Origin of the sequence: Verrucosispora sp. WMMD703, from assembly GCF_049178935.1 — a bacterium.
Lineage (GTDB): Bacteria > Actinomycetota > Actinomycetes > Mycobacteriales > Micromonosporaceae > Micromonospora > Micromonospora sediminimaris.
On the sequence record NZ_JBMHMM010000004.1, the window covers coordinates 4,896,442 to 4,910,180 of the forward strand.

A 13,739-nucleotide genomic window follows, 5' to 3' on the forward strand; every position below is an offset into this window, starting at 1 on the left:
GCCTCACTCCTGCCCGTCGGAGGGGTGACCGTCGCGGGCGAACGGCACGATCAACCGGACCCGCTGGTCATGCCGGTCCACCAGCAGCGCCCGATCCGCGCGGGGGGTGTATGCGAGGTCGTGCACGCCGAGGTGCAGGCCGAGATCCGAGCCGGGCACGTTCAGCGCGACCAGGCAGGCGACGTCGTCGCGGTTCTGCGTACCGCCGAGGTCGTCGGCGAGCCGGCGCAGGCCGCGCCACCAACCGAGCAGGTGCACCCCGTGGCCGGGCCCCTGGCGCAGCAGCACCCGCAGGTCATCGTGGCCGGAGCGGAACGTGGTCGGGTCGCTCTCGCCGAGCAGGCCGGCGGCGGCGTCCATCCCGAACACCACCAGATAGCTGCGCGCGGGCCGGTCACCGCTTCCGTCGGCGGCGAGGGGGCTGATCCGGTCGCGTAGGGCAGCGGCGTCGAGCCGCTGGACCCGGTGCCCGGCGGCGGCCAACGTGGCGGCCGTGTCGTCGGCCGCCGGGTCGGCGGCGGCGACCAGCGGAGCAAGCACGAACACCGCCTCGCCGGGGGCATGCTGTCGGGCCAGGCTCAGGGTGGCTGCCCGCAGCACCTCGGCCCCGGCGGACGAGGTGCCGACCACGGCCAGGTGCCGGCCGGGGGCGGTGTCCATGATGAACAGGGCGGTGGTGCCGTCCACGTCGACCGTCCGGCCGACCAACGCCAGGGGACGCCGGCCGCCGGGGCGCAACCCGGTGAAGGTGGCGTCCTCCTCGACGCGGGCGGTGTCGTAGCCGCGGAACACCGACGGTGGGCGGGCCCCCGCCGGGCGGGCCTGCCACAGCTCGTGACGCAGCCGGGTCAACTCGTCGGCTGCGGCGTGCGCGTCGGGGAAGCGGATCACGGTGTTCGCGCCGGGTGCGCCGGCGGCGGTGTTCACCACGGCCGAGCCGACCGGCAGCGTCGCTGCGGCGTCGTTGAGGTGGTCGAGGACTCCTCCGCCGCCGGGCAGCGCCACCCGCAGGGCGAACTGCCCGAAGACCGCCTCGGCGCGGCCGTAGAGCGCCTCGATCCCGGTGGTGCTCTGGCTGGCCAGCACCAGGTGTACGCCGTACGAGCGGCCCTTACGGGCCAACTCCTCCAGCAGGTCCGCCGACTCGCGGGCCAGCGGATCGTTGCCGGCGAGCAGCACGTGGAACTCGTCGATCACCGCGACGATCCGGGGCACCGGGGTGTCGGCGGGCAGGTCGGCGAGCTTTGTGACGCCGTGCCGCTTGAGTGCGGTGGCCCGCCGGTGCAGTTCGCGGCGCAGCTCGCGCAGCACCGCCACGCCGTACTCCCGGTCGCTCTCGATACCGACGGCGCGGGCGTGCGGCAACCACGAAGGGTCGCGTTCGGTGGGCACGAACTCGGTGAAGCTGACCCCCTCCTTGAAGTCCAGGAGGTAGAGCTGCAACTCGGCGGGCGAGTAGCGGACCGCCAGGCCGTACAGGACGTCGAGCAGGAAGACGGTCTTGCCGGCGCCCGTACGCCCGCCGACCAGCCAGTGCGGGGTGGCGTCGTCGAAGGCCATCGGGAACGGGTCGCGTCCGGCGCGGCCCACCACGGTGCGCAGGCCCGCCCGGCCGGAGAGCCCCCACCGCTGCCCGGGCAGCAGGTCGGCGAAGCCGACCGCCTCGCCGCGTCGGGCCGCCTCGCCCAGGTGGGTGGCGAGCGCGGCGACGGAGGCCGGCGGGGGGTCGCCGTCGAGGACCACCGGCGCGGCCAGTCCGCTGCCGTCGGCGCTGAACGGCGTGCCGGGCGGGTCGCCGACCCGGGCGTACCCGTCGGTCAGTCGGAGCAGTGTGGTGGCGCCCAGCGGTGGGGCGGACTCGCCCGGCCCGGCCGGCGGCCAGCCGGCGAGCAGCACGCAGACGGCGGCGGCGGGGCCGGCGTGGGTGAGCGCGGCCAGTCGGGCGGCCTCGCGGGGCGCGGGGATGGAGGCGGCGACCAGCACCAGCAGGTCCTGGTCCGGTCGGTCGGCCTGCCGCGCGGCCCGCGCGTGCCGTTCGGCGGCGTCGAGCAGCGTGGTGACCTCCGCCTCGGTGGTGGCCGGCGGGTCGACGACTCCGGCGTCGAGCAGCGGTCGCAGCGGACCGAAGGTGGCGCCGAGGGCGGCGGTGTCCAGCGCGGCGACCCGGACACCACCGGGCGCGGCGGTGGCCAACAGCCGCAGCACCAGGGCGCGGAGCAGGCCGGCGACCGTCGGCTGGCGGGCGTCGCCGTCGATCGCCAGGTGGTGCCCGGCGCCCAGGGGCAGCAGCACCGGGAAGCCGCCGCCGGCGGTGACCGCCTCCCCGACACGTACCGGGACGGGTCGGCGGGCCAGTGGGGTGCCCGGCGTCGGGGTGGCCAGCGCGGCACCGACCCGGGCCAGCCGGGCCAGCAGGTCGGTGTCGACCACTGTGGCCGATGGTGGGGTGGCGCTCAGCGCGGTGCGGGCGGATTCGAGGTGGGCGCGGGCCGCCCGGTGAGCGGCGACCGCCTGCTCGTACGCCGACGCGAGCCTGCCCACACCCCTGCCCTTCGCCGCCGAGCGCCGCCTGGTCGCAGAAACCCTAACGGACGGCGGCGACACCGGCACGTGTCCGAACCGGACGTGTCGGACCGCCGCCTCGGCCGGGTGCTGACGCGCTGCGGCCGACGGCCCGAACCGGACCGTCGGCCGCGGCGTACGGTCAGCCGGTGACCGCGTTGAGCGCCGGCAGGTAGCCGTAGCGGTAGCCGTCGGCGTTCGGGTGGTACGCCTCGATGACCCCGGTGACGTCCCGGATCCACGGCTGGGCGCCGCAGACGCCGTGACCGGCGAAGGTGGGTCGGGTGTCGGCGAAGGTGGCGCCGGCCGCGGCGGCCCGGTCGGCGGTCACGGTGGCGAGGACGTCGGCCGCCTCGTTGAGGATGGTGCGCTTGTAGGTGCTCATGGCCAGCAGTCCGCAGTAGCGGGTCTCGAACAGCCGTGGATAGCCGAGCACGATCAGTCGGGCGTTGGGGGCCCGTTCCCGGATGGCGGCGTAGGTGCGGTCCAGCCGGGCCGGCAGCGTGCCGGTGGCGAACGCCTTCGCGGCGTTGACGGCGTTTGTGCAGGTGGAGGTGCTGCCGAACCGGCAGTCGGTCATCACGTCGGCGAAACCGGCGTCGTTGCCGCCGATGGTGATGGTGACCATGGTGGTGGTGGCGGAGAGCGCGCCCAGTTGGTTGTCGAGCACGTCGGCGGTGACCGCGCCGCCGCAGGCCGGGAAGCGGAAACTGGCCACGTTGTTGGCGGCGGCCCAGAGCGGGGCGTACGACTTCTGGCTGCGCAGGCAGGTGGACAGGTCGTACGGTCCGGCGCCGACGCCGGAGGAGTACGAGTCGCCCAGGGCGACGTAGTGGATCGGGGCGGCGGCCTGGGCGACGCCGGGGACGGCCAGCGCGCCGACGGCGGCGGTGAGGAGGGCGACCAGCGCGGTCAGGGCGCGGGCCAACGGACGGTGGGGCATGACGGACCTCCACGGGGGTGGTGGTGGAGCCCGAGAGCCGCGCGCGTGGCCAAGGGTTGTTACTGGTCGGTAATGCTATCGAAACATCTGGATAAAGTGAATAGCCGTTAAGGAGAGGCCGCGTCCGCGCGGTCGTCCCGCGTGGACGCGGCCTCGTCGAGACCTCTCCGGCAGCTGGCCGTCAGCGGGCCGCCAGGGGCTGGCTGGCCGGGTGGACCGGGGCCGGCAGGGCGCCGACGCCGTCGAGGTACGTGTGGATCGCCGCGGCGGCGGCCCGCCCCTCGGCGATCGCCCAGACGATCAGCGACGCACCCCGGTGCATGTCACCGGCGACGAAGACCCCGTCGGCCTCGGTCTGCCAGTCCGCCCGGGAGTCGACCGCGCCCCGCGCGTTCCGGGCCACCCCGAGCTGCGCCAGCAACGGCTGCTCCTCGGTGCCCTCGAAGCCGATCGCCAGCAGCACCAGGTCGGCCGGCAGTTCCCGCTCGGTGCCCGGCACCGCCGTGACGATCCGCCGGCCGTCGCGCTTCTCGACGGTCACCTCGGCGATCCGCACCGCCCGCACCGCACCGGTGCCGTCGTCGACGAACTCCTGCACCGCCACCGCGAAGACCCGCTCGCCGCCCTCCTCGTGGGCCGGGTACTCCCGCAGGATCCAGGGCCACGTCGGCCACGGGTCGCGGCCCTCGTCCCGGGCGCGCGGCGGCTGCGGATACAGGTCGAGCTGGTGCACGCCGGCCGCGCCCTGCCGGTGCGCCACACCCAGGCAGTCCGCCGCGGTGTCGCCACCGCCGATGATGACCACGTGCTTGCCGGCCGCGTCGATCGGCGTACCGTCCGGCAGGGTGGCCAGCGCCGGCTGGCCCTCGCCGGCCGCCGCGACCACCCGGTTGGCCGCCACCAGATGCGCCATCGCCTGGTGTACGCCACGCAGCTGCCGTCCCGGTGTGTCGGTGTCCCGGCCCTGCAACGCGCCACAGGCCAGCAGCACCGCGTCGTGCCGGGCGCGCAGCTGTTCGGCGGTGACGTCGACCCCGACGTTCACCCCGGTCCGGAAGTCGACCCCCTCGGCGCGCAGTTGCGTCATCCGGAGGTCGATGTGCCGCTTCTCCAGCTTGAAGTCGGGGATGCCGTACCGCAGCAGGCCACCGATCGCGTCGTCGCGCTCGTACACGGTCACGGCGTGACCGGCGCGGGCCAGCTGCTGCGCGGCGGCGAGCCCGGCCGGCCCGGAGCCGACCACGGCGACCGACCGACCGGAGGGTGCCGGCGCCGGACGCGGGGTCAGTCCCCGGGCCGCGGCCGCGTCGGCGATCTCCACCTCGACCTGCTTGATGGTGACCGGCGCGCCACCGGCGATGCCGAGCACACACGCGGCCTCGCAGGGCGCCGGGCAGAGCCGGCCGGTGAACTCGGGGAAGTTGTTGGTGGCGTGCAGCGACTCCACGGCCGCGTCCCAGTTGCCGGTGCGGACCAGGTCGTTCCAGTCCGGGATGCGGTTGCCCAGCGGGCAGCCGTCGTGGCAGAACGGGATGCCGCAGTCCATGCAGCGGGTGGCCTGCTCGCGGATCAGTCCCTCGCCGGCCGGCGGGTAGACCTCCCGCCAGTCGCTGATGCGCACCGGCACCGGCCGGCGGGCCGGCAGCCGCCGGCCGTAACGCAGGAAACCGTTCGGGTCAGGCACGAGCCACCTCCTGGGCGACCGCCCGCGGGGCGGGGGCTACCGGCGCGGACGAGCCGGCGGCCGGCTGCCCCGGTGCCGCCAGTGCGCTCATCACCGCGTCGTCGACGTCCTGGCCGGCGGCTTCGGCGGCCCGCATGATCTCCATCACCCGGCGGTAGTCCCGGGGAACCACGGCGGTGAACTCCTCCACCGCCTCCGGCCAACGCTTGAGCAGCTGTTCGGCGATCGCCGAGTCGGTCTCGGCGAAGTGCCGCTGCACCAGCTCGTGCAGGCGGGTCCGTTCCGCCTCGCTCGGCGCGGACAGGTCGACCAGCTCGGTGTTGACCCGGCGTCGGTCGAGGTTCCAGACGAACGCCGTCCCGCCGGACATGCCGGCGGCGAAGTTGCGGCCGGTCGGACCGAGCACCACCACGGTGCCGCCGGTCATGTACTCGCAGCCGTGGTCGCCGACACCCTCGACGACCGTCACCGCGCCCGAGTTGCGGACCGCGAACCGCTCCCCCACCCGCCCCCGCAGGTAGACCTCACCGGCGGTGGCGCCGTACAGGATGGTGTTGCCGGCGATGATCTGATCCTCGGCCCGGCCGCCCGCCTCGGCGTCGGCCGAGACGAACGGTGCCGCCGCGTCCGGCCGGACGATCAGCCGGCCACCGGAGAGTCCCTTGCCGACGTAGTCGTTGGCGTCGCCGTGCAGGCGCAGGGTCACCCCGCGCGGCAGGAACGCGCCGAAGGACTGCCCGGCGGTGCCGCGCAGGGTGAACTCGATGGTGTCGGCCGGCAGGCCGGCACCGCCGTGGCGGCGGGTGACCGCACCGCCGAGCATCGCGCCGACACTGCGGTGCTCGTTGCGGATCGCCACCTCGGCCCGCACCAACGGCACCGACTCGTCGGCACCGGTGGCGCCCAGCGCCGGCTCGGCGAGGGCGATCAGCTCGTTGTCCAGGGCCAGCTCAAGGCCGTGGTCCTGAGCGCGTACGCCGCGTCGGGCCGCGCCCTCGGGCAGCTCCGGAAGGTGCAGCACCCGACCGAGGTCGAGCCCACCGGCCTTCCAGTGCTCGACCGCCGGTGCGACGTCGAGCAGCTCGGTACGCCCGATCGCCTCGTCGATGCTGCGCAGCCCCAGCTCGGCCAGGTAGCCGCGGATCTCCTCGGCGAGGAACAGGAAGAAGTTCTCCACGAACTCGGGCTTGCCGGTGTAGCGCTCGCGCAGCACCGGGTTCTGGGTGGCGATGCCCACCGGGCAGGTGTCCAGGTGGCAGACGCGCATCATGATGCAGCCGGAGACGATAAGCGGGGCGGTGGCGAAGCCGAACTCCTCGGCCCCGAGCAGCGCCGCCACGATCACGTCCCGGCCGGTCTTGAGCTGCCCGTCGACCTGGACGGTCACCCGGTCACGCAGCTTGTTGAGCAGCAGCGTCTGCTGCGCCTCGGCCAGGCCCAGCTCCCACGGCGTACCGGCGTGCTTGAGCGAGTTCAGCGGAGACGCGCCGGTGCCGCCGTCGTGGCCGGAGATCAGGATGACGTCGGCCTTGAGCTTGGCCACCCCGGCGGCGACGGTGCCGACACCGACCTCGCTGACCAGCTTGACGTGCACCCGGGCGGCCGGGTTGACGCACTTGAGGTCGTGCACCAGCTGGGCGAGGTCCTCGATGGAGTAGATGTCGTGGTGCGGCGGGGGCGAGATCAGGCCGACGCCGGGGGTGGCGTGCCGGGTACGGGCGATCCACGGCCAGACCTTGTTGCCGGGCAGCTGACCACCCTCGCCGGGCTTGGCCCCCTGCGCCATCTTGATCTGGAGATCGTCGGCGTTTACCAGATATTCGCTCGTGACCCCGAACCGACCGCTGGCGATCTGCTTGACGGCGGAACGGCGGGCGGGGTCGTGCAACCGCTCGACGTCCTCCCCGCCCTCGCCGGTGTTGGACTTGCCGCCGAGCCGGTTCATCGCGATGGCGAGGGTCTCGTGCGACTCGGCCGAGATCGACCCGTACGACATGGCGCCGGTGGCGAACCGCTTGACGATCTCGCTGGCCGGCTCCACCTCCTCGATCGGCACCGGCGGCAGCACGCCGCTGCGTAGCCGGAACAGCCCGCGCAGCGAACCAGCCCGCGCGGCCAGCTCGTCGACCTTGGCGGTGTAGTCGCGGAAGACGTCGTACTGGCGGCTGCGGGTGGCGTGCTGGAGCAGGAAGACCGTCTCCGGGTTGAACAGGTGCAGTTCACCCTCGCGGCGCCACTGGTACTCGCCGCCCACCGGCAGCAGGTCGACCGCCTCGGCGCCGGCCGCCGGCCAGGCCAGCGCGTGCCGGGCGGCCACCTCGGCGTGGATGCCGTCGAGGCCGACCCCGCTGATGGTGCTCGGCGTACCCCGGAAATACCGCTCGACCAGTCGGGTGTCCAGGCCTACCGCCTCGAAGACCTGTGCGCCGCAGTACGACGACACCGTCGAGATGCCCATCTTGGACATGATCTTCAGGACGCCCTTGCCGAGCGCCTTGACGTAGTTGCGGATCGCGGCCCGCGGCTCGACCCCGGCCAGCGCGCCCGTGGAGATCATGTCCTCCACCGACTCGAAGGCCAGGTACGGGTTGACCGCCGCCGCCCCGTAGCCGATCAGCACCGCCGCGTGGTGCACCTCGCGGCAGTCGCCCGACTCGACGATCAGCGCGACCTGGGTCCGGGTCTGCTCCCGCACCAGGTGCTGGTGCACCGCCGCGGTGAGCAGCAGCGACGGGATCGGAGCCAGGTCGGCGTTGGAGTCCCGGTCGGAGAGCACCAGGATCCGTACGCCGTCCTCGATCGCCTCGGAGACGTGCCGGCAGATCTCGGTCAGCCGGGCCCGGATCCCGGCGCCACCGTCGCGGATGCGGTAGAGCCCGGAGACCCGTACCGCCTTGAAGCCGGGCAGGTCACCGTCCTCGTCGATACAGAGGATCTTCGCCAGCTCGTCGTTGTCGATCACCGGGTAGGGCAGCACGATCTGCCGGCAGCTCGCCGGGCCGGGATCGAGCAGGTTGCCCTCCGGGCCGATGGTGGTGGCCAGGCTGGTCACCAACTCCTCCCGGATGGCGTCCAGCGGAGGGTTGGTGACCTGGGCGAACAACTGATGGAAGTAGTCGTAGAGCAGCCGTGGCCGGGTGGACAACGGGGAGATCGGGGTGTCGGTGCCCATCGAGCCGATCGGTTCCGCGCCGGTCCGCGCCATCGGCGCGAGCAGGATCTTCAGCTCCTCCTCGGTGTAGCCGAAGGTCTGCTGGCGGCGGCGTACCGAGTCGTGGGTGTAGACGACGTGCTCGCGGGCGGGCAGGTCGTCCATCTCGATCAGCCCGGCGTGCAGCCAGTCGGCGTACGGCTGGGCGGCGGCCAACTCGGTCTTGATCTCGTCGTCGTGCACGATCCGGCCGGCGACGGTGTCGACCAGGAACATCTTGCCCGGCTGGAGCCGACCCTTGGCCACCACGGCAGCCGGGTCGAGGTCGAGGACGCCCGCCTCGCTGCCCAGCACCACCAGGCCGTCAGCAGTCTGCCACCAGCGGCCCGGACGCAGACCGTTGCGGTCGAGCACCGCGCCGACGATCTCGCCGTCGGTGAAGGCGACCGAGGCCGGGCCGTCCCACGGCTCCATCAGGCTGGCGTGGAACCGGTAGAAGGCGCGCTTGTCGGCGCGCATGTCGGGGTCGTTCTCCCACGCCTCCGGAATCATCATCAGCACCGCGTGCGGCAGGCTGCGCCCGGCCAGGTGCAGCAGTTCGAGGACCTCGTCGAAGTTGGCCGAGTCGGAGGCGGCCGGGGTACAGACCGGGAAGACCCGCCGGATGTTGCCGGGCAGGTCCGGCGTACGCAGCAGCGCCTCACGGGCCTGCATCCAGTTCCGGTTGCCCCGGATGGTGTTGATCTCGCCGTTGTGGGCGATGAAGCGGTACGGGTGCGCCAGCGGCCAGGACGGGAAGGTGTTGGTGGAGAACCGGGAGTGCACCAGGGCGATGGCACTGGCCACCCGCTCGTCGGTGAGATCCGGGTAGTACGCGGGCAGCTGGTCCGGGGTGAGCATCCCCTTGTAGACCATGGTCCGGCCGGACAGCGACGGGAAGTACGCCGGCACGCCCCGCTCGGCGGTCTCCCGTTCGGCCTGCTTGCGTACGCAGAAGGCGACCCGCTCCAGCTCGACACCGGCCAGCGGGGCGCCGGCCGGGCCGGCGGGGGTGTCGGTGAGCCGCCTCGCGGCGAGGAAGACCTGACGGATGCGGGGCATCGCCGCCAGCGCCGTCTCACCGAGGTCGCTCGGGTCGACCGGGACGTCCCGCCAACCCAGCACCTCGGCCCCCTCGACCAGGGCGTACTTCTCGACCACCTGCCGGGCACGGGCCTCGGCAGCGTCGTCGTCGGGCAGGAAGACCAGACCGGTGGCGTACTCGCCGGCCGGAGGCAGCGGAAACTCGACCACCGCGCGCAGGAACGCGTCCGGCACCTGGATCATGATGCCGGCGCCGTCACCGGTGTTCGGTTCGGCGCCCCGGGCACCACGATGGTCCAGCCGGCACAGCGCGCCGAGGCCGTTGGCGACCACCGTGTGCGAGCGCCGGCCGTGCAGGTCCGCCACGAAGGCCACGCCGCACGCGTCATGCTCGTACGCGGGGTCATGGAGGCCGGCAGGGGACGCTACCTGGCCTTCTCGCGGCGCCGGCTGGGGGCGGTGTGGGTACGCAAGGGCCACCGGGCCTCCTGTCGTCGCTCAGGCTGGATCATGGTCGGGACGACGTCGGCCCTGTATCGGACTATTGAGTCTACGTTAGGGCCCGGCACGCAAGGCCAGTGCAGATTGATCACACCGTCCAAAGTCTGGGACATGTAGTCTCGCGCCGTGGATTCCGAGCGTTCCGACCTCCTCGACCGGTTGGAACGGTTCTACGACGCGGTGCCCCGGGACGCGGCCCGTGTGGAAGATCACGGCGGTCTGGTGTTGTTCGTCCGGGAAGGCCCGGGATGGCCGTTCTACGCCCGGCCACGGCGGGACGGCACCGGGTCACCGACTCTCGCCGACGTGGCGGCGGTGCGGACGCGCCAGCGCGAACTCGGTCTGCCCGAGGCCCTCGAATGGGTGCACGACACCACCCCCGCGCTGCTGGCGGTGGCCCGCTCGGGCGGCCTGTGCGTCCTCGAAGCTCCGCTGATGGTGCTCGATCCGGCAGCCCTGCCGAACCAGGCGGAGCTGGGCGCACCGGTGCGGTTGCTCGACCCGGCGGACGAGGACTTCGACTCGGCGGTGGCCGCCCGGCGGGCCGTGGCGGCGGTCGGATTCGCCGCCCCCGGCACCGGACGAGGCGAGGCCGGACCGGCCGACCGCGACGCTGCCATGATCGGGCTGGACGCGGCGGCGGTCGACGAGGAACGGTCCCGTATCGCCGACGGCAGCCGGCTGTCCGCGCTGGCCGGCACCCCGACGGAGGGCCCCTTGGCCAGCGGGATGGCCCTGCGGGTCGGCGACGTCGCCGAGATCGCCGGAGTGGCCACGCTGCCCACCGCCCGCCGTCGAGGGCTCGGCGCGGCAGTCACCGCCACCCTGGCCCGCGCCCTGCTGGACACCGGCACCGACCTGGTGTTCCTCTCCGCCGGTAGCGAGGAGATCGCCCGCGTCTACCTGCGCGTCGGCTTCCGCCGCATCGGCACCGCCTGCATCGCCTCCCCCACCCCCGCGCACCCCTGACCCCACCCCGCCCCACCCCACCCACCCCGCCCGTCCAACCGGTTGATCAAGAGGTTTTGGTCGCAATCGGCCGCTGCGGGCGACCAAAACCTCTTGATCAACCCCGACAGGCGCGGGGGCGGGGGCGGGTCAGGTTGGGGGGCGCCATTGGGCGGCGATGGTGGCGGCGGTGCCGAGTAGGCGGGGGGTGATGGTGCCCAGGGCGGCGTCGCGGGCGCGCAGGGCCAGGCGCCCCCGGGTGCGCAGCACGGCGGACATCCGTCGGGTCTGCCGGACCACGGCAGCCGCGCGGGGTCGCCGCGCCCGGTCGTACGCCAACACCGCGTCGGGCAGGGTGGACTCGCGGAGCAGCACGGCGAGGGTCGCGGCGTCCTCGAAGGCCAGGCAGGCACCCTGCCCGAGGTGCGGCGGCATGGCGTGCGCGGCATCGCCGAGCAGCACCACCCCGCCCGGCCCGGCCGGGAAGCCGAACGTCCGGGGCAGCGGACGCAGCTCCCGGATCTCCCGCTGCACCAGGTCGGCCGGCTCGGTCGCGGCCAGCAGTTCGGCGACCGGCGCGGGCCAGCCGGCGTACCAGCGGCGCAGCAGCGCCAACTGGGTCTCCGGCGGCTCGGGACGGGCCGCGCCCGCCGCGGTGGCCATCCAGTAGATGCCGCCACGGCTGGAGGCACCGGAGGAGCCGCGCTCGCCCAGCGAGGCGGACACGAAACGGTAACCGGCACCGAGGATCTCACCGCCGACCGCATCGGGCAGGCTCGGCGCGCGGTACCAGGGGATCACCGCCCGCCAGGCGGCGCAGCCGGAGCTGACCACCCCCGAGGCGGGGGCGAGCTGACGTCGGATCACGCTGTCCGTGCCGTCGGCGGCGACGACCAGATCCGCCTCGTGCGTGTGCCGGCCGTCGCCGACAGCGGGCCGTTCACCGGCGGCGGCGCGCACCGTCCGCACCGTCACCCCGGTACGCAGCTCGACCCGCTCGCCCAGGCCCGCGATCAGCGCGTCGTGCAGGTCCTCCCGGTGCACCACCACCGGGAGACGCTCGGCCGGCGTCGGTCGGGGCTGCACCAGCCAGTGCCCGTCCGGACGGCGTACCCCGCCGTCGGACAGGGTGGTGGCGATGGCGTCCAGACCGGCGCCGAGCCCCAGGGCGCGCAACGCCCGGACCCCGTTGGGCCAGAGCACCACGGCAGCCGGCTCGGGACGGATCCGGTCGGCCCGCTCCAGGAGAGTGACCTGCCAGCCCGAACGGGCGAGGGCACCGGAGACCGCCAGGCCGCCGAGCCCGCCGCCGACCACCACCGCGGTCCGCATGACCGTACCCGGCCTCAGCTGTCGCGGTCGGCGGGCCGCGCAGCGGCGGACTCGCCCGCCGTGCTCTCGGCCGGTGAATCCGACGCCGACCCGGTCTCCTCGCCGTCGGTGGGCCCACCAACCGACCCGGGGCGCTCACCAGCCAACCCGGCGGGCCCGCCAGCCGACCCTCCGGACGGCTCACCCTGCGGCCGGGCGGCGGTCGCCGCCTCGCCGGCCGGCCGGTCCAGGACGGACGCCTCGTCGGCCCGCTTCGAGGGGGTCACCACGTCGTCCATGTCCGACTGGTCCGGGGCGGACGCCTCGCCGGCCGGCCGGTCCGGGGCGGACTCGGAGCCCGCGTCGACCGGGGCCGCCGCTTCGGGTGGCGCCTCCCCGGTCCGTCGCCAGTGCGCGAACTGCTCCTCGCCGACCACCCGGTAGCCCTCGGGTACCGCCGGCTCGGTGGTGGCGCCCTTGGCCGACAGGTCCACCTGCGAGACGTCGGAGCCGGCGGGCGGGGCGGCGACGCTCGGCAGGCCGACCGGGATCAGGTACTCCCGTGGCCCGCGTACCCGCAGGAAGTAGATGAGGGCGCCGAGGAACACCAGCGCCGCGGTCCAGACGTTGACCCGTACGCCGAGGATCGTGTTGGCCTCGTCGGTACGCATCATCTCGATCCAGAACCGGCCGGCGGTGTAGCCCATCACGTAGAGGGCGAAGGCGCGGCCACGGCCGAGCCGCAGCTTACGGTCGAGGAAGTACACCATCGCGGCGACGCCGACGTTCCACAGCAACTCGTACGCGAAGGTCGGGTGGTAGAGCCCTTCCTCCAGGATCGGCTGGCCGGCCTCGTCGCGCAGCGCCTGCCCGCCGTCCATCCGGTGGATCTCCAGCCCCCAGGGCAGGTCGGTCCGACCGCCGTAGAGCTCGTTGTTGAACCAGTTGCCGAGCCGGCCGATCGCCTGGGCCAGCGGCAGGCCCGGCGCCAGCGCGTCGGCGACCACGGTCAGCGGGATGCCCAGTTGCCGGGCCGCGATCCAGGCGCCGACCGCGCCACCGGCGACCGCGCCCCAGATGCCCAGCCCACCCTCGTGGATGAAGAACACCTTGATCGGCTCCCCGCCGGTGCCGAAGTACTGCTCCGGCGAGGTGATCACGTGGTAGATCCGGGCGCCGATGATGCCCGCCGGCACCGCCCAGACGGCGATGTCGAGCACCACACCCGGAGCCGCGCCGCGCTGGCGCAGCCGCCGCTCGGTGACCCAGCAGGCCACCACGATGCCGGCGATGATGCACAGCGCGTACGCCCGGATGGGGATCGGGCCGAGCTGCCACACGGCGTTGCTCGGGCTGGGGATGGCGGCCAGGGACGTCGGCGAGGCGAGACTCACGGGTGCACACGCTACCGCTGCGGACCCCCGTACCGTCACCCCGGTCTGTCGCACCCTCCCCACACCAACGCTCGCGATCTTGCACTTCCTGTCACCGCAAAGCCGGCATCAAGGACTAAACAGCGACCAAAACTGCAAGATCGACGTTGAGGGGTGGCGTGG

The 13,739-nt window shown here is 73.8% G+C and carries 7 protein-coding genes; 1 reads left to right on the forward strand and 6 read right to left on the reverse strand.

Going from position 1 to position 13,739, the window contains the following annotated elements:
• Positions 1-3: 3 nt before the first annotated feature.
• The 4 genes from ACN26Z_RS22710 to gltB form a co-directional block, all read right to left on the reverse strand.
• The gene (locus ACN26Z_RS22710; RefSeq protein ID WP_421463379.1) at positions 4-2,541 is read right to left on the reverse strand and encodes an FtsK/SpoIIIE domain-containing protein; all 2,538 of its coding nucleotides are present in this window, start codon (positions 2,539-2,541) and stop codon (positions 4-6) included.
• 163 nt (positions 2,542-2,704) lie between these two features.
• Positions 2,705-3,505 (reverse strand): SGNH/GDSL hydrolase family protein, encoded by an 801-nt coding sequence (locus ACN26Z_RS22715; RefSeq protein WP_093401518.1) that lies wholly within the window; start codon positions 3,503-3,505, stop codon positions 2,705-2,707.
• A 181-nt stretch (positions 3,506-3,686) separates the two neighbouring features.
• Positions 3,687-5,189: a glutamate synthase subunit beta gene (locus ACN26Z_RS22720; protein WP_421463380.1), complete on the reverse strand. Its 1,503-nt coding sequence runs from the start codon at positions 5,187-5,189 to the stop codon at positions 3,687-3,689.
• Positions 5,182-9,903, reverse strand: a complete 4,722-nt coding sequence (gene gltB, locus ACN26Z_RS22725; RefSeq protein ID WP_421463381.1) for a glutamate synthase large subunit — start codon at positions 9,901-9,903, stop codon at positions 5,182-5,184. The genes ACN26Z_RS22720 and gltB overlap by 8 nt, the downstream gene beginning before the upstream one ends.
• A 147-nt stretch (positions 9,904-10,050) precedes the next feature.
• Between gltB and ACN26Z_RS22730 the strand changes: the two genes are divergently transcribed.
• Positions 10,051-10,893, forward strand: coding sequence for a GNAT family N-acetyltransferase (locus tag ACN26Z_RS22730; RefSeq protein ID WP_421463382.1), 843 nt, complete (start codon positions 10,051-10,053; stop codon positions 10,891-10,893).
• Positions 10,894-11,022: 129 nt separating this feature from the next.
• Here the strand turns inward: ACN26Z_RS22730 and ACN26Z_RS22735 are convergent, their stop codons facing one another.
• Both ACN26Z_RS22735 and lgt read right to left on the reverse strand, forming a co-directional pair.
• A complete protein-coding gene (locus tag ACN26Z_RS22735) occupies positions 11,023-12,204 on the reverse strand; it encodes an FAD-dependent oxidoreductase (protein WP_421463383.1) in 1,182 nt (393 codons plus the stop codon).
• Positions 12,205-12,218: 14 nt separating this feature from the next.
• Positions 12,219-13,577, reverse strand: a complete 1,359-nt coding sequence (lgt, locus tag ACN26Z_RS22740; RefSeq protein WP_421463384.1) for a prolipoprotein diacylglyceryl transferase — start codon at positions 13,575-13,577, stop codon at positions 12,219-12,221.
• Positions 13,578-13,739 lie beyond the last annotated feature (162 nt).